Below are 15,033 nucleotides of genomic sequence, written 5' to 3'. Positions count from 1 at the left end.
ACTTACGCGTCGCGGTTCAGCCAGGCCATATATTCCGTGACGCCTTCGGCGACGGTTTTAAACGGCTTGTCATAGCCCGCTGCGCGCAGGTTCGTCAGATCTGCCTGGGTAAATGCCTGGTAGCGGCCTTTCAGTTTTTCCGGGAATGGAATGTACTCAATGCTGCCTTTTTTGTGGTACGCCAGCGTAGCATCGGCAACGGCCTGGAAAGATTCCGCACGACCTGTACCGAGGTTAAAGATGCCGGAAACCCCATTTTCCAGGAACCACAGGTTTACCGCAGCCACGTCGCCTACATAAACGAAATCACGTTTGAAGTTTTCACTGCCTTCAAACAGTTTTGGCGTTTCGCCATTGTTAAGCTGGGTGTTGAGGTGGAAAGCAACGCTTGCCATGCTGCCTTTGTGGCCTTCACGCGGTCCGTAAACGTTGAAATAGCGGAAGCCAACAATCTGAGAATTGGCTTCTGGCAGGATCTGACGCACGTACTCGTCGAACAGGAATTTTGAGTAGCCGTAGACGTTCAGCGGATTCTCATATTCACGAGATTCGATGAAATCAGAAGTGCGACCGCCGTAGGTGGCGGCAGAGGATGCGTACAGGAACGGGATTTCACGCTCCAGGCAGTAGTGCAGTAGCTCTTTGGAGTATTGATAGTTGTTGTCCATCATATACTTGCCGTCCCACTCGGTGGTGGAAGAGCATGCGCCTTCGTGGAAAATCGCTTCGATATCGCCGAAATCTTCCCCGGCCATAATCTGGATCAGGAAGTCTTCCTTGTCCATGTAGTCAGCAATATTCAGATCCACCAGGTTAACAAACTTGGTGCCGTCTTTCAGGTTGTCCACCACCAGGATGTCGGTGATGCCTTTATCATTCAGGGACTTAACGATGTTGCTGCCGATAAAGCCCGCGCCGCCGGTAACGATGATCATAAATGTAACCTTTGAATTATGGAGTCAGAGACAATCTCAGACACGAATACTTCTATCATATCACTACATGGCTTAGGCTTCAGCCATTCACCGATAAGCCGTGCGGGTACACGTGATTTATGCTTCATTTTGAAGAAGTGATGATGCGTCATCTCGTATCAACGTATAGCTTTGGGTAATATGTGCTGAAATTTGCCCAGTCTGGAGAATTGAAATGCGTGGGGATTTTTACAAACAGTTAACGAACGATCTCGAAACCGCACGTGCGGAAGGATTGTTTAAAGAAGAACGCATTATTACATCTGCCCAGCAGGCGGATATCACCGTGGCGGATGGAAGCCACGTTATTAACTTTTGTGCGAACAACTATCTGGGACTGGCTAACCATCCGGAACTGATTGCAGCGGCAAAAGCGGGTATGGATTCTCACGGATTTGGTATGGCTTCGGTTCGCTTTATTTGCGGTACCCAGGACAGCCATAAGCAACTGGAGCAAAAACTGGCGGCATTCCTCGGTATGGAAGATGCCATCCTTTACTCTTCCTGCTTCGACGCCAACGGCGGCCTGTTTGAAACGCTGCTGGGTGCAGAAGACGCAATTATTTCCGATGCCCTGAACCACGCTTCTATCATTGATGGCGTGCGTCTGTGTAAAGCAAAACGTTTCCGTTACGCCAACAACGATATGGTGGAACTGGAAGCTCGCCTGAAAGAAGCGCGTGAAGCGGGCGCTCGTCATATCCTGATCGCCACTGATGGCGTGTTCTCTATGGATGGGGTAATCGCTAACCTGAAAGGCGTTTGCGATTTGGCGGATAAATACGACGCGCTGGTCATGGTTGATGATTCCCATGCCGTCGGTTTTGTCGGCGAAAATGGTCGTGGCTCCCATGAATACTGTGACGTGATGGGGCGCGTGGACATCATCACCGGTACGCTGGGTAAAGCACTCGGCGGCGCATCCGGTGGTTACACCGCAGCGCGCAAAGAAGTTGTTGAGTGGCTGCGTCAGCGTTCCCGCCCTTATTTGTTCTCCAACTCACTGGCACCGGCGATTGTTGCGGCTTCCATTAAAGTGCTGGAAATGGTTGAAGTTGGCAGCGATCTGCGCGATCGCCTGTGGGCGAATGCACGTCAGTTCCGCGAGCAAATGTCTGCCGCAGGCTTTACGTTAGCCGGTGCGGATCACGCGATCATCCCGGTTATGCTGGGTGATGCAGTAGTGGCGCAGGCATTCGCCCGCGAGCTGCAAAAAGAGGGGATTTACGTTACCGGATTCTTCTATCCGGTGGTTCCAAAAGGCCAGGCGCGTATCCGTACCCAGATGTCTGCGGCGCATACCCCTGAGCAGATTACGCGTGCTGTTGAGGCGTTCACACGCATTGGTAAACAACTGGGCGTTATTGCCTGAGGATGTGAAATGAAAGCGTTATCCAAACTGAAAGCGGAAGAGGGCATTTGGATGACCGACGTTCCTGAACCGGAAGTCGGTCATAACGATTTGCTGATTAAAATCCGTAAAACAGCCATCTGCGGGACTGACGTTCACATTTATAACTGGGATGAATGGTCGCAAAAAACCATCCCGGTACCGATGGTCGTTGGGCATGAATATGTCGGCGAAGTTGTTGGCATCGGCCAGGAAGTTAAAGGCTTTAAAATCGGCGATCGCGTTTCAGGCGAAGGTCATATCACCTGCGGGCATTGCCGTAACTGCCGCGGTGGACGTACTCACCTGTGCCGCAATACGACCGGTGTCGGTGTAAACCGCCCTGGCTGCTTTGCGGAGTACCTGGTGATCCCGGCATTTAACGCATTTAAAATCCCGGACAATATCTCCGACGACCTGGCGTCTATCTTCGATCCGTTTGGTAATGCAGTGCACACGGCGCTGTCGTTCGATCTGGTTGGGGAAGATGTGCTGGTTTCCGGTGCGGGTCCAATCGGTATTATGGCGGCGGCGGTCGCGAAGCACGTTGGCGCACGCCACGTGGTGATCACCGACGTTAATGAGTATCGCCTTGAGCTGGCGCGCAAAATGGGTATCACCCGCGCGGTCAACGTGTCGAAAGAGAATCTGACCGACGTGATGGCTGAACTGGGTATGACCGAAGGGTTTGATGTGGGCCTGGAGATGTCCGGGGCGCCGCCAGCGTTTCGCGCCATGCTGGACACCATGAACCACGGTGGCCGTATTGCTATGCTGGGTATTCCGCCATCTGATATGTCAATCGATTGGACCAAAGTTATCTTTAAAGGACTGTTTATTAAAGGTATCTACGGTCGTGAGATGTTTGAAACCTGGTATAAAATGGCTGCACTGATCCAGTCTGGTCTGGATTTGTCGCCGATCATCACCCATCGATTCTCCATCGATGAATTCCAGCAGGGCTTTGACGCGATGCGTTCAGGCCAGTCAGGGAAAGTGATCCTGAGCTGGGATTAGTATTAAGCCGGTAAGAATGAATAGCCAGATATGATTAATATCTGGCTATTTTTTACTTGCCGCGAATTTTTCGTGAAAGTCGGCGAAGCTTTTCTTTCAATAAAATCAGGTTATAAACGAAGCCATGACCCTGAATATCGATATTGTATTTATTCCGGAGCGTGAGGATATCGTTCGCCTGGCATATTTTCATAATGCCTTTGCATGAAAGATCGATAATTTTAAGTTCACCTGATGACGTTCTAATAAAATTCCCAGGGTGAATATCATTCGATGCAAGACCTGCATTGTGAAGCTTAATAATACAGTCTTTCACCTCTTCGGCATTACTTTCATTGATATCGGCAAGGGGTTTACCATCAATGTATTCATGCACGGTTGACACTTCAACACATTGACGAAAGTGACATTTTTCGGCAACGTAGTACAGGTCTGCAGTACAGGCGCGTTGCTCTGGAGTTAAGCGTGCCAGTCGTTTAATCATATGTGAATAAAAGGGCCCGGAAATAAAGTTTAGCGCTTTTTTTTCAAAGCGATTGTCTATTTCACGGTCGTTCTTGACAATAAACTTTTTATTTTCATATTCGACAAGATGGACGCTGCGAAAGCCATTTTCAGCATTCAGTTGTTTCCCTTTTATTTCATTATTTGATACTTTTTCCATCAACAAAGGGAAATTAATTTTTTCTTTCTTGAAATAAACATTAAAGTCATTTAATTCAGCCTTACTAATGTTCATTAAATTCGCCTTCGTATATTAATCTGTTGTGGATAGTTATGCTCTGTATTATACAAAATTGTATCGACGGTGGTTAGTTAATACATGCTTTTATGTAAAAGGCACACAAAAAACAGTGTTATGTTCTATCTAATTGAAAGTAATTGATTAATTGCTTTACGTTATGAAAATTTCATGAATTAAAGCATCAATGTAGTAAGAGTGCTTTGGTCATCATTACATTTGCACTGTTCATTTTGTGATAGAGATCAAGTTAGTATAACAAAATCCTTTGTCATACACAGGTAACAACTAAGTTAGCTATTTGTGCTGTTTTTTGTTTCTCGGACGTGTAAGTAAATAGGTTATCAATCTAGCTAATATAAATTTATAGGAATGCTGGCCTATTTCTCTGGAAATTGTACCTCTTGCTAAGCCTTAATAATATCTTAATAATCGGGTGATAGAGTAACGACAATCCCATAGATTAGATGATTACCCTACGATGAAAAGTAAATATAAATTAAGCGTTATTATCCCGTTATATAATGCCGGTAGTTACTTTCGTGACTGTATGGAGTCGTTAATTGCGCAGACCTGGAAAGATCTTGAAATCATTATTGTAAATGATGGTTCTACGGACTGTTCAGTCGATATTGCGCAATACTATGCGGAAAAATATCCCCATGTTCGGCTGCTGCATCAGGCCAACCAGGGTGTCTCTGTCGCGCGAAACCTTGGCCTGGATGTCGCTGTGGGGGATTACATCGCATTCGTTGATGCCGATGATGAAGTCTATCCGGAGATGTATGAGACATTGATGGGAATGGCCTTGCATGACAACCTTGACGTTGTACAAAGCAACGCAGACTGGAGTTCGCGGGAAACATCCCGAGTCTGGGTATCCATTCCAACAGATCGTCTGCGCTCTACCGGTATTCTCTCCGGCCCAGACTGGTTGCGTATGGGGCTTGCTTCGCGCCGCTGGACGCATGTTCTCTGGATGGGGGTATATAGAAATGACCTCATTAAAGAACACAATATAAGATTTATCCCTGGGTTACATCATCAGGATATCATGTGGAGTACGGTGTTTATGTTTAATGCCACTCGTGTGAAATATACGGAAAAACCATTATATAAATACTACCAACACGATGGCTCAATTAGCCACATGAAGCGGCAGGGTGAAGCGAATTTAAACTATCAACGGCACTATATAAAGATCACTCGCCTGCTGGACGAACTTAATCATAGCTATGCTAACCGCATCACTATCCATCCTGAGTTTAAGCAACAAGTGATTTATGAGGGACTGCGAGTATGTCATTGTATTCGTAAAGAACCCGATCCACAGATCCGCCAGCGCATGATTGCTGAAGTATTTGTATCGGGTATGTTCAAGCGTATGGTGAGTAATATCTGCAGCGTTAAGCTGGGTTATCAGGTACTGTTGTGGGCTATCCGTTTTAGCCAGTGGCGCGATAAATCATTGACGCCGCGCCGCCTGGCCCATTTAACGCTGGATAGTAAAGACTGATTATTGCCAGCCCTGCCACTGCAGGCGCATATACTGCACCAGCGTGCTTTGGGTGATGCTTTCGCCGAGCACGCTGAAGAAGCGGCTGGCGTACACCGGCTCTAACGGCTGTTTCGGTTTGCATAATTTCACCCCGCGGAAAGGATTACGTGGTGCATCAGGCGTACCGTTCTTCGGTGGTGTGAGGCTTGGTCTGGAGGTATCCACCTGTGGTTCATTGAGCAAGCTGCTTGGGCGAACCAGCGTGATGTCGGCTGGCAGGCTATACAGCATCTGCTGCAGAACGCGAACCGTAGACGGGTGAGGGTGGCCAATGGCGATTGCGGAACCGTTGCGGCGCGCAAGCTCGACGGCACGATTAAACTGACGGCGAATATCGGCTTCATTTTGCGTGTCATCCAGGAAGACTTTGCGTTTGATGACCTTCACACCGGTGCCTGACGCTGCGCGCATTGCCTGGCTGTTACCGATGGTCATGCTGTCCAGGAAGTAGAGGTCGTAGCGTTCCAGCGCCTGCATCACCTTCTGCATGCCGAAAAGACTGGAGGTCATCGCGCTGCCCATATGGTTGTTCAGTCCGACCGCATTCGGCACTTTGCTTACCGCGTCGCGAATGATCCGCTCAATCTCTTCGCTGCTCATTTCAGGGCGTAACGTGTTTTTCTCTAACGGCTGCTTGCTCAGCGGCGCCATTGGCAGATGGATCAAGACTTCATGCCCGCTGTTATGCGCTTTGATTGCCATTTCACGCGCATGTGGGGCGTTAGGCAGAACGGCAACGGAGATGGTAGAAGGCATCGCCAGTACCTGGTTTTCAGTGTGTGGGCGATAGCCGAAATCATCAATGACGATGGCGAGTTTGCCAGCAAATACAGGTGTTGCGAAGGCCAGCAGACTGGCGAGAGAGAGTAGTAGACGACGAAATTGTTGTGGCAAAACTTATCTTCCCAACCACGGCTGTGGATTGACCGCCTGACCCTGGCGACGAATTTCGAAATAGAGTGCCGGCCTGCCCTGACCGCCGCTGCTACCCACAAGTGCTATAGGCTGCCCGGCGCGAACCTGCGTACCGACGCTGACCAGTGCGCTCTGGTTATAACCGTACAGGCTCATATCGCCTTTACCGTGTTCAACGACGACCACCAGGCCATAGCCCTGCAGCCAGTCCGCCAGAATGACGCGACCATCGGCAATGGCTTTAACTTCGGTGCCCTCGGATGCACCAATAACCATACCCTTCCAACGTAGCTCACCCTGCAGCTGTTCGCCATAACGATGTAGAGTTGGACCACGAACGGGCCAGAATGCCTGACCGCGTGGCGAACCTAAACCGCCGGTACGCGACATCAGTGATTTTTCACTTTCGGTCGGTTTATAGGTTGAGCCTTTTCGTGACGCATCCTTCTGCTTATCACGTACGGCCTGCGCCTCGCGCGCTTCACGTTCCGCGCGCGCTTTGGCCGCGGCTTCGGCGCGAGCAATGCTGTTGCGCAGACGGGATTCGTTGGCGCGCATTTCGCCCAGTTGCTGTTGACCCTGTTGAATCGATGATTCCAGACTCGAAAGTGTTTTCTGGCGTTCGTTACGTGCCTGTTCCAGCTTAGCCTGCTGAGCGCGCTGTTCGTACAGTAGCGTCTGCTGTTCGCTCTGCTTATCTTCCAGCTCGGCTTTTTGCGAGTCGACCTCTTCGCGGGTTTGTTTCAGCTGCGCGATGGTTTCCTGTCGCGCCTGGTTCAGGTAGCCGAAATAGGCCTGCAGGCGTTGCCCACGCTGGCTTTCTTCACCGCTAAGAATGAGCTGAATGCCTGTGTGTTCGCCCTGGCGAAAAGCTGCGTCGAGTTGGGCTGCCAGGCTGCGTTCTTGCGCGGCCCGCTGTTTTTCCAGCTTCGCGAGTGCTGCGTTCATCTCTGCGATTTGCGTATTCAGCTGCGCCAGTGAGTTTTGCGTTTCGCGCAACTGCCTTGCGGCAACGGCGATGGCCTGTTCCTGCGCTTTAAGCTGAGCGAGGAGGGTGGCGCGTTGTTGTTGCTGTTGGCGTACCGCGCGTTCTTTTGCCGCGATATCGGCCTGAATAGATTTGAGCTGGTCGCGTTCGTCCGCGTGGGCGGAAAAGGCGCACAGCAATACGCCAGCGCTAAGCGCGCTGGCGTAGAACAAGGGCCTGACTGAAAACTTACGCGGTTTCACGGCCCGAGTGATGGTATTAATCGCCTTTCCCCTCATGGGGAGGGATTATTCCACGATGAACAGCGGCTTACCAGTCATCTCTTGCGGGATTTCCATACCCATCAGCGTCAGCATCGTCGGGGCGATATCAGAAAGTTTACCGCCTTCGACTGCTTTAACGTTCTTACCACCGACATAAATCAGCGGAACGGGCAGGTTGGTGTGCGCAGTGTGCGCCTGACCGGTGGACGGATCGCGCATCTGCTCTGCGTTACCGTGGTCCGCGGTGATCAGCAACTGGCCGCCAACGGATTCAACCGCTTTCGCGACCTGTTCAACGCAGTGATCCAGCGCTTCAACCGCTTTAACCGCTGCTTCCATCACTCCGGTATGACCAACCATGTCGCCGTTCGGGTAGTTACAAATGATGGTGTCGTATTTTCCGCTCTCAATCGCCGCAACCAGTTTTTCGGTCAGCTCAGCAGAGCTCATCTCCGGCTGCAGATCGTAGGTCGCAACTTTCGGTGAGTTGATCAGGATGCGGTCTTCGCCTTTGAACGGCTCTTCTACGCCGCCGTTGAAGAAGAAGGTCACGTGCGCATATTTTTCGGTTTCGGAAATACGCAACTGCGTTTTGTCGTGCTTCGCCATCCACTCGCCAAGGGTGTTAGCCAGAGATGCTGGTGGGTAAGCAACCGCAGTTTTGATGTCGGCCGCGTATTCGGTCAGCATCACAAAGTTGAGGTTAACGACTTTCTTACGGGCGAAGCCGTCGAAGTCAGCGTTAACAAACGCACGAGTGATTTCACGCGCACGGTCAGCACGGAAGTTCATGAAAATCAGCGTATCGCCGTCTTCCATGGCGGCTTCAGCCTGGCCTTCAGCACGGATCACGGTCGCTTTCACGAATTCGTCGTTTTCGTCGCGGGCATAAGCAGCCTGCAGGCCTTCAACCGCCGTAGCGAACTGGAACTCGCCTTTGGCCAACGTCATCAGGTCATAAGCCTGTTCAACGCGATCCCAACGGTTGTCGCGGTCCATCGCGTAGTAACGACCGATGATGGACGCTACGCGGCCTTTGCCCAGTGCGGCAAATTTCTCTTCGAATTTCTGCAGTGAATGTTCAGCGCTGCGCGGCGGGGTATCGCGGCCATCAAGGAAAGCGTGCAGATAGATTTTTTCCGCGCCGCGTTCAGCAGCCATTTCTACCATCGCCATGATGTGATCTTCGTGGCTGTGAACACCGCCCGCAGAGAGCAGACCCATGATGTGAACCGCTTTGCCGCTATTTTTTGCCTGGTCGACCGCATTGGTCAGTACCGGGTTAGCGAAGAAAGTACGCTCTTTAATTTCTACATCCAGACGGGTCAGGTCCTGATACACGATGCGGCCCGCGCCCAGGTTGACGTGACCGACTTCGGAGTTGCCCATCTGGCGATCGGGCAGGCCAACTTCCAGGCCAGATGCATCAATCAGGGTATGCGGACGTTTTGCCCACAGGGCATCCATTACCGGGGTTTTGGCATTAAAGATGGCGTTATCCTGGCTGTCTTCGCGATAGCCATAGCCATCCAGAATCACCAGTACCATAGGTTTTTTAGAAACCGACATTGCGACAACCTCACACTTAATAGATAAAAAATAATTGCGTAATTTTACTACAGCTGAATCGATAAAGTAGCCCCGGAAGATCAAATAATCGACCAGAGCGCGCCACAGAGGGCGTGGTTTTAGGTTTTTTTTTCCGTAGCGCCCCGCAAAAATGCAATCCAATGCACGCTCTGGCTGTATTTGCGCCAACGCGCAGGTATACTCCTTTCCTGGTTTTTTTAATCACTGAGTCGGGAGTTGTTACCCCCCATGCAAGAAATTATGCAATTTGTTAGTCGCCACCCTGTATTGAGTATCGCCTGGATTGCGTTACTGGCGGCTGTATTATTTACCACGTTTAAGAGCCTGACTTCCAAAGTGAAGGTGATTACGCGCGGAGAAGCCACACGTCTCATCAATAAAGAAGACGCCGTTGTCGTGGATTTACGTCAGCGCGACGACTTCCGCAAAGGCCATATCGCAGGCTCCACTAACCTGCTGCCGAGCGAAATCAAAGCCAACAACTTTGGCGAACTGGAAAAACACAAAAACAAACCTGTGATTGTGGTTGATGGTTCAGGCATGCAGTGCCAGGATTCAGCAACTGCGCTGATCAAAGCCGGTTTTGAGCAGGTGTCTGTACTGAAAGATGGCGTAGCGGGCTGGAGTGGTGAGAATCTGCCACTGGTTCGCGGCAAATAATTTACCCGTCTTCTTTCATGCCGCAGGGTAAAAAGAACACTGGAGATAAGTCATGGCCAATATTGAGATCTATACCAAAGCAACCTGCCCGTTTTGCCATCGCGCAAAGGCGCTCCTGAACAGCAAGGGTGTGAGTTTCCAGGAGCTTCCGATTGACGGCGATGCCGTGAAGCGTGAAGAAATGATCAAGCGCAGTGGCCGTACTACGGTTCCGCAGATTTTTATTGATGCACAGCACATTGGTGGTTGTGACGACTTGTATGCGTTGGATGCGCGTGGTGGACTGGATCCACTGCTGCGTTAAGGCGTACCGAAGTATTTAAAGGACAACACTAAAGGGTTTTCTCAACATGTCAGAACAAAATAACACTGAAATGGCTTTCCAGATCCAACGTATTTATACCAAGGATGTGTCTTTCGAAGCGCCAAATGCACCGCATGTTTTCCAGAAAGATTGGCAGCCAGAGGTTAAACTGGATCTTGATACCGCATCTACCCAACTGGCAGATGACGTGTATGAAGTAGTGCTGCGTGTCACCGTAACGGCTTCCCTGGGTGAAGAAACTGCGTTCCTGTGCGAAGTTCAGCAGGGCGGTATTTTCTCCATCAGTGGTATCGAAGGGACTCAGATGGCGCATTGCCTGGGCGCATACTGCCCGAACATTCTGTTCCCGTATGCCCGCGAATGCATCACCAGCCTGGTTTCACGCGGTACGTTCCCGCAACTGAACCTTGCGCCGGTCAACTTTGATGCGCTGTTCATGAACTATTTACAGCAGCAGGCTGGCGAAGGTACTGAAGAACATCAGGATGCCTGATGAACCAAAGTAATGCTTCAATGACTGTGATTGGTGCCGGCTCGTACGGCACCGCTCTTGCCATCACCCTGGCAAGAAATGGCCATCAGGTTGTCCTGTGGGGCCATGATCCTAAACATATCGCGACTCTCGAGCACGATCGCTGCAACGTCGCGTTCCTTCCTGATGTGCCTTTTCCCGACACGCTGCGCCTGGAAAGTGATTTAGCCACTGCACTGGCCGCCAGTCGTAATATTCTGGTGGTGGTGCCGAGCCACGTCTTTGGCGAAGTGCTGCGTAACATCAAACCATTGATGCGTCCTGACGCACGACTGGTCTGGGCGACAAAAGGTCTGGAAGCGGAAACAGGACGTCTGCTGCAGGACGTCGCGCGTGAAGCGCTGGGGGACTCAATTCCACTGGCGGTTATTTCCGGCCCGACGTTCGCCAAAGAGCTGGCTGCGGGCATGCCGACGGCGATTTCTCTGGCCTCGACGGACGACACTTTTGCTGACGATCTCCAGCAGTTGCTGCACTGCGGCAAAAGCTTCCGCGTTTATAGCAACCCGGATTTCATTGGCGTGCAGCTTGGCGGCGCGGTGAAAAACGTCATTGCCATTGGTGCGGGGATGTCTGACGGCATCGGTTTTGGCGCGAATGCACGAACCGCATTGATCACCCGTGGGCTGACCGAAATGTCTCGTCTTGGTGCGGCGCTGGGGGCCGATCCTGCCACCTTTATGGGGATGGCGGGTTTAGGCGATCTGGTGCTGACCTGTACCGACAACCAGTCGCGCAACCGTCGTTTTGGCATGATGCTCGGCCAGGGGATGGACGTGCAGGGTGCGCAGGACAAGATTGGCCAAGTGGTTGAAGGCTATCGCAATACGAAAGAAGTTCGTGAATTGGCGCACCGTTTTGGTGTTGAGATGCCAATAACCGAGGAAATTTATCAAGTATTGTATTGCGGAAAAAACGCGCGCGAGGCAGCATTGACGTTATTAGGCCGTGCACGCAAGGACGAGCTGAGTCGCCACTAGCTGTAAGGAACTGTTGAATATAACGACCCGATCCGCGAAGAACGGATCGGTCGTTTTGCTACCTTCTGGAGTACGCAATGCCGTGTGAAGAACTGGATATCGTCTGGAAAAACATTAAAGCGGAAGCCCGGGCACTGGCGGAATGTGAGCCAATGCTGGCCAGTTTTTACCACGCAACGCTGCTCAAGCATGAAAATCTCGGCAGTGCGCTAAGCTATATGCTGGCGAATAAACTCGCTTCTCCAATCATGCCCGCCATTGCGATTCGCGAAGTCGTAGAAGAGGCCTACGCGGCCGATCCTGAAATGATTGCCTCAGCGGCCTGCGATATTCAGGCAGTACGCACGCGTGACCCGGCTGTCGATAAATATTCCACTCCACTGCTGTATCTGAAGGGCTTTCATGCGCTTCAGGCCTACCGTATCGGTCACTGGCTGTGGCATCAGGGGCGTCAGGCACTGGCGATCTTCCTGCAAAATCAGGTGTCCGTTACCTTCCAGGTAGATATTCATCCGGCGGCAAAAATTGGCCGTGGGATTATGCTCGATCACGCCACCGGCATTGTGGTTGGTGAAACCGCGGTGATTGAAAACGACGTCTCTATTCTGCAATCCGTCACGCTGGGCGGGACCGGTAAAGCCGGCGGTGACCGCCACCCGAAAATTCGTGAAGGCGTGATGATCGGCGCGGGAGCAAAAATTCTCGGCAACATTGAAGTCGGACGCGGCGCGAAGATTGGCGCAGGTTCGGTCGTGCTACAGCCCGTACCGCCGCATACCACCGCCGCAGGCGTACCGGCGCGCATCGTCGGTAAGCCAGACAGCGATAAGCCGTCTATGGATATGGATCAGCATTTCAACGGGATTCATCATACTTTCGAATACGGCGATGGAATCTGATTTCGAGCTATCTTACTTGTCATCTTGAACCCGGGCTGTGCTCGCCATCCTCACGTACTACGTGTACGCGCAGGTCGGCAAGCGCAGTCCGTGTCCAACCTGACTGCGCCGATAACGCTCGAAAAATAACGGTAAATTCTTTCGTAGGTCGGATAAGGCGTCAGCCGCCATCCGACAAAAATCAACTACGCAATACCGCGCCGGGATAACCTAACTGGCGCCAGGCCTCATACACCACCACCGACACCGCATTCGACAGGTTCATGCTGCGACTGTCCGGCATCATCGGAATACGAATTTTTTGTTCGGCAGGCAGCGCGTCGAGGATGCTGGCTGGCAGACCGCGAGTTTCCGGGCCAAACATCAGATAATCCCCATCCTGATAGCTTACCGCGCTATGCGCTGGCGTACCTTTGGTGGTCAGGGCAAACAGACGTTGCGGATTTTCTGCGGCGACGAAGGCGGCGTAATCAGGGTGGCGTAGCACAGCGGTAAATTCATGGTAATCCAGCCCCGCGCGACGCAGGCGCTTGTCGTCCCAGGTAAAGCCCATTGGCTCAATAATATGCAGACGAAAGCCGGTGTTGGCGCAAAGGCGAATAATATTGCCGGTATTTGGCGGGATTTCTGGTTCGAATAAAACGATGTTTAGCATACTGCCCCCTTAAGTACGGGGGGCAGAATAGCAGAAAGAGCCGGTACTATGCGACGGTCAGCGCGTGCGGTTTATAGCGTTGCAGCTTGTAAATCGTCGCGGCAGCGGCGACCAAAGCCGGAAGGCTGAGGAACATTAAGATACTGTCTGCCTGCCATTGCAGGGAAAGCAACTGGGCGCTCATCATCGTTCCGGCTACGCCGCCGAAGCGGCCCACGCCCTGCATCCAGGCAATGCCCGTTGCGCGGCAGTGGGTTGGATAAAACGTTGCAGCCAGCGTCTGTAGCCCGGACTGCGCGCCGTTCATGGTAATCCCCATCAGGAAGATCAGTGCGCCGAACAGGATGATATGGTTGTGTTCAAACCCGAGAGCGAGGTCAAACAGCATCGTCAGCATAAAGCCGAGTGATACCACTTTATGCGCTTCCCAACGGTCCATTAACCAACCGGCCAGCAGGATCCCTGCGGTACCGCCGAAGGTAAACAGTGACGTCAGCCAGGCGGATTCAGCCAGCGGATAGCCCATGCCCAGCATCAGCGTTGGCATCCAGCTCAGCAGCACGTAATAGATAACCAGCCCCATAAAGTAGGTCGTCCAGAGCATCAGCGTGCCCGGCAGCCAGGGCATACTGAATAGCTGCGCCACGCTGCCTTTTTTGATCGTGACGCGGTCTTCATCCAGATAAAACTGAGTAACCTGTTCCAGATTTCCCGACATAAAACGTTGAGCAATGCGTTTAACCTGTGCCACCCCTTTACCGCGGTGAACCAGATACTTCACCGACTCCGGCAGGAACAGCACCAACAGTACGGTGAGGGCCAGCGGGGCGATCGCACCGGCAAGCAGAACACTGTGCCAGCCGTAATTGGGAATAAGCCAGGAGGAGATTACGCCGCCGCCCGCAGCGCCTAACGGAAAGCCGCAGTACATGGTGTTAATCGCCATTGAACGACAACGTTTCGGGGCGAATTCTGACACCAGGGTGATGGCGTTGGGCATTGCCGCGCCAAGTCCAAGTCCAGTGAGAAAACGCCAAAATGTGAGCATATTCAGGGTCTGGGCATAGGCGGTTCCCAGACTGGCGAGGCCAAAGAACAGACAGGAAAATACCAGGACACGCTTACGGCCCATACGATCGGAAATGGGTCCGGCGAGCAGGGCGCCAAATGACAGGCCTAATAGCGCGGCGCTTAACACCGGTCCGAGATCTTGCTTCTTGATGCCCCAGTCGGCTGAGAGCGTGGGAGCAATATAACCCATCGCCGCGGTATCGAAGCCGTCAATGGCTAAAACCAGAAATCCCAGGACAATAATGACCCAATGGAAGCGCGAAAAAGGACTGTCATCTATCGCCTGCTGGATATTCACTTTACCGGAATAAGCCATGTCACCCTCGCCCGTTATGATGGTTGTTATCTGTATAAATCGCTCTTGTATTAGCTTGTATATACATTTGGCAGGTGGATAAAAAGTTGTCAAATATATTGGTTGTAAATGTTAACTGGTCGTTATTTTTGCATAAAAAATGGCCGGGCTGAGAACAG

Annotated in this window: 15 protein-coding genes; 8 read left to right on the top strand and 7 right to left on the bottom strand. The window is 51.7% G+C overall.

The genetic code is table 11. The features are described 5' to 3' along the window. Positions 1–2 precede the first annotated feature (2 nt). Positions 3–935, bottom strand: a complete 933-nt coding sequence (gene rfaD, locus ACHHZ7_RS12455) for an ADP-glyceromanno-heptose 6-epimerase (protein ID WP_060682950.1) — start codon at positions 933–935, stop codon at positions 3–5. Positions 936–1,149: 214 nt separating this feature from the next. On the opposite strand from rfaD, the gene kbl reads away from it, so the two are divergent. Next, complete coding sequence (gene kbl / locus ACHHZ7_RS12450; protein ID WP_060682949.1) at positions 1,150–2,346, top strand: glycine C-acetyltransferase; 1,197 nt, start codon at positions 1,150–1,152, stop codon at positions 2,344–2,346. Between the two features lie 9 nt (positions 2,347–2,355). Next, positions 2,356–3,381 carry an L-threonine 3-dehydrogenase gene (gene tdh / locus ACHHZ7_RS12445; RefSeq protein WP_003024132.1) on the top strand — a complete coding sequence of 342 codons (1,026 nt, stop codon included), beginning with the start codon at positions 2,356–2,358 and terminating at the stop codon, positions 3,379–3,381. A 52-nt stretch (positions 3,382–3,433) separates the two neighbouring features. Here the strand turns inward: tdh and ACHHZ7_RS12440 are convergent, their stop codons facing one another. Then, positions 3,434–4,120 (bottom strand): lipopolysaccharide core heptose(II) kinase RfaY, encoded by a 687-nt coding sequence (locus tag ACHHZ7_RS12440; protein ID WP_008786466.1) that lies wholly within the window; start codon positions 4,118–4,120, stop codon positions 3,434–3,436. A 484-nt stretch (positions 4,121–4,604) separates the two neighbouring features. On the opposite strand from ACHHZ7_RS12440, the gene ACHHZ7_RS12435 reads away from it, so the two are divergent. Then, positions 4,605–5,639 (top strand): glycosyltransferase, encoded by a 1,035-nt coding sequence (locus ACHHZ7_RS12435; RefSeq protein WP_060682948.1) that lies wholly within the window; start codon positions 4,605–4,607, stop codon positions 5,637–5,639. Here the strand turns inward: ACHHZ7_RS12435 and ACHHZ7_RS12430 are convergent, their stop codons facing one another. From ACHHZ7_RS12430 to gpmM, 3 genes are read right to left on the bottom strand one after another with little or no spacing between them, the layout of a single operon-like run. Then, on the bottom strand, positions 5,640–6,575 hold the full coding sequence (locus tag ACHHZ7_RS12430; protein ID WP_060682947.1) for a divergent polysaccharide deacetylase family protein: 936 nt from the start codon (positions 6,573–6,575) through the stop codon (positions 5,640–5,642). Between the two features lie 3 nt (positions 6,576–6,578). Further along, complete coding sequence (gene envC, locus ACHHZ7_RS12425; protein WP_238937817.1) at positions 6,579–7,838, bottom strand: murein hydrolase activator EnvC; 1,260 nt, start codon at positions 7,836–7,838, stop codon at positions 6,579–6,581. 33 nt (positions 7,839–7,871) lie between these two features. Further along, positions 7,872–9,416 carry a 2,3-bisphosphoglycerate-independent phosphoglycerate mutase gene (gene gpmM, locus ACHHZ7_RS12420; protein WP_003827325.1) on the bottom strand — a complete coding sequence of 515 codons (1,545 nt, stop codon included), beginning with the start codon at positions 9,414–9,416 and terminating at the stop codon, positions 7,872–7,874. 249 nt (positions 9,417–9,665) lie between these two features. Between gpmM and ACHHZ7_RS12415 the strand changes: the two genes are divergently transcribed. The 5 genes from ACHHZ7_RS12415 to cysE all read left to right on the top strand — a co-directional run bounded on the left by ACHHZ7_RS12415 (position 9,666) and on the right by cysE (position 12,833). After that, positions 9,666–10,097 (top strand): rhodanese-like domain-containing protein, encoded by a 432-nt coding sequence (locus ACHHZ7_RS12415; RefSeq protein ID WP_003024148.1) that lies wholly within the window; start codon positions 9,666–9,668, stop codon positions 10,095–10,097. A gap of 52 nt (positions 10,098–10,149) precedes the next feature. Further along, positions 10,150–10,401, top strand: a complete 252-nt coding sequence (grxC, locus tag ACHHZ7_RS12410; RefSeq protein ID WP_003024152.1) for a glutaredoxin 3 — start codon at positions 10,150–10,152, stop codon at positions 10,399–10,401. 46 nt (positions 10,402–10,447) lie between these two features. Then, positions 10,448–10,915 (top strand): protein-export chaperone SecB, encoded by a 468-nt coding sequence (secB, locus tag ACHHZ7_RS12405; RefSeq protein WP_003024155.1) that lies wholly within the window; start codon positions 10,448–10,450, stop codon positions 10,913–10,915. Further along, positions 10,915–11,934, top strand: coding sequence for an NAD(P)H-dependent glycerol-3-phosphate dehydrogenase (gene gpsA / locus ACHHZ7_RS12400; protein WP_008786462.1), 1,020 nt, complete (start codon positions 10,915–10,917; stop codon positions 11,932–11,934). Before secB ends, gpsA begins: the two co-directional genes overlap by 1 nt. 77 nt (positions 11,935–12,011) lie before the next feature. After that, positions 12,012–12,833: a serine O-acetyltransferase gene (gene cysE / locus ACHHZ7_RS12395; RefSeq protein WP_003024160.1), complete on the top strand. Its 822-nt coding sequence runs from the start codon at positions 12,012–12,014 to the stop codon at positions 12,831–12,833. Between the two features lie 181 nt (positions 12,834–13,014). Here cysE and trmL read toward each other — a convergent pair whose 3' ends face one another. Both trmL and ACHHZ7_RS12385 read right to left on the bottom strand, forming a co-directional pair. Next, entirely contained in the window at positions 13,015–13,488 is a 474-nt protein-coding gene (gene trmL, locus ACHHZ7_RS12390) for a tRNA (uridine(34)/cytosine(34)/5-carboxymethylaminomethyluridine(34)-2'-O)-methyltransferase TrmL (protein ID WP_003827329.1), read from the bottom strand. A gap of 46 nt (positions 13,489–13,534) precedes the next feature. Beyond that, positions 13,535–14,875, bottom strand: coding sequence for an aromatic acid/H+ symport family MFS transporter (locus ACHHZ7_RS12385; RefSeq protein ID WP_060682945.1), 1,341 nt, complete (start codon positions 14,873–14,875; stop codon positions 13,535–13,537). Positions 14,876–15,033: the final 158 nt, after the last annotated feature.

Source organism: Citrobacter freundii complex sp. 2024EL-00216, assembly GCF_043945515.1.
In the GTDB taxonomy this organism is placed as follows: domain Bacteria; phylum Pseudomonadota; class Gammaproteobacteria; order Enterobacterales; family Enterobacteriaceae; genus Citrobacter; species Citrobacter portucalensis.
Note: the sequence above shows the minus strand (reverse complement) of the source record. Positions and strands in the feature narration are given on the sequence as shown.

Bases quoted from the DNA above. Each gene is read 5' to 3' on its own strand.
- rfaD (WP_060682950.1), bottom strand. From the start codon at position 935: ATGATCATCGTTACCGGCGGCGCGGGCTTTATCGGCAGCAACATCGTT.
- kbl (WP_060682949.1), top strand. From the start codon at position 1,150: ATGCGTGGGGATTTTTACAAACAGTTAACGAACGATCTCGAAACCGCA.
- tdh (WP_003024132.1), top strand. From the start codon at position 2,356: ATGAAAGCGTTATCCAAACTGAAAGCGGAAGAGGGCATTTGGATGACC.
- ACHHZ7_RS12440 (WP_008786466.1), bottom strand. From the start codon at position 4,120: ATGAACATTAGTAAGGCTGAATTAAATGACTTTAATGTTTATTTCAAG.
- ACHHZ7_RS12435 (WP_060682948.1), top strand. From the start codon at position 4,605: ATGAAAAGTAAATATAAATTAAGCGTTATTATCCCGTTATATAATGCC.
- gpmM (WP_003827325.1), bottom strand. From the start codon at position 9,416: ATGTCGGTTTCTAAAAAACCTATGGTACTGGTGATTCTGGATGGCTAT.
- ACHHZ7_RS12415 (WP_003024148.1), top strand. From the start codon at position 9,666: ATGCAAGAAATTATGCAATTTGTTAGTCGCCACCCTGTATTGAGTATC.
- grxC (WP_003024152.1), top strand. From the start codon at position 10,150: ATGGCCAATATTGAGATCTATACCAAAGCAACCTGCCCGTTTTGCCAT.
- secB (WP_003024155.1), top strand. From the start codon at position 10,448: ATGTCAGAACAAAATAACACTGAAATGGCTTTCCAGATCCAACGTATT.
- gpsA (WP_008786462.1), top strand. From the start codon at position 10,915: ATGAACCAAAGTAATGCTTCAATGACTGTGATTGGTGCCGGCTCGTAC.
- cysE (WP_003024160.1), top strand. From the start codon at position 12,012: ATGCCGTGTGAAGAACTGGATATCGTCTGGAAAAACATTAAAGCGGAA.
- trmL (WP_003827329.1), bottom strand. From the start codon at position 13,488: ATGCTAAACATCGTTTTATTCGAACCAGAAATCCCGCCAAATACCGGC.
- ACHHZ7_RS12385 (WP_060682945.1), bottom strand. From the start codon at position 14,875: ATGGCTTATTCCGGTAAAGTGAATATCCAGCAGGCGATAGATGACAGT.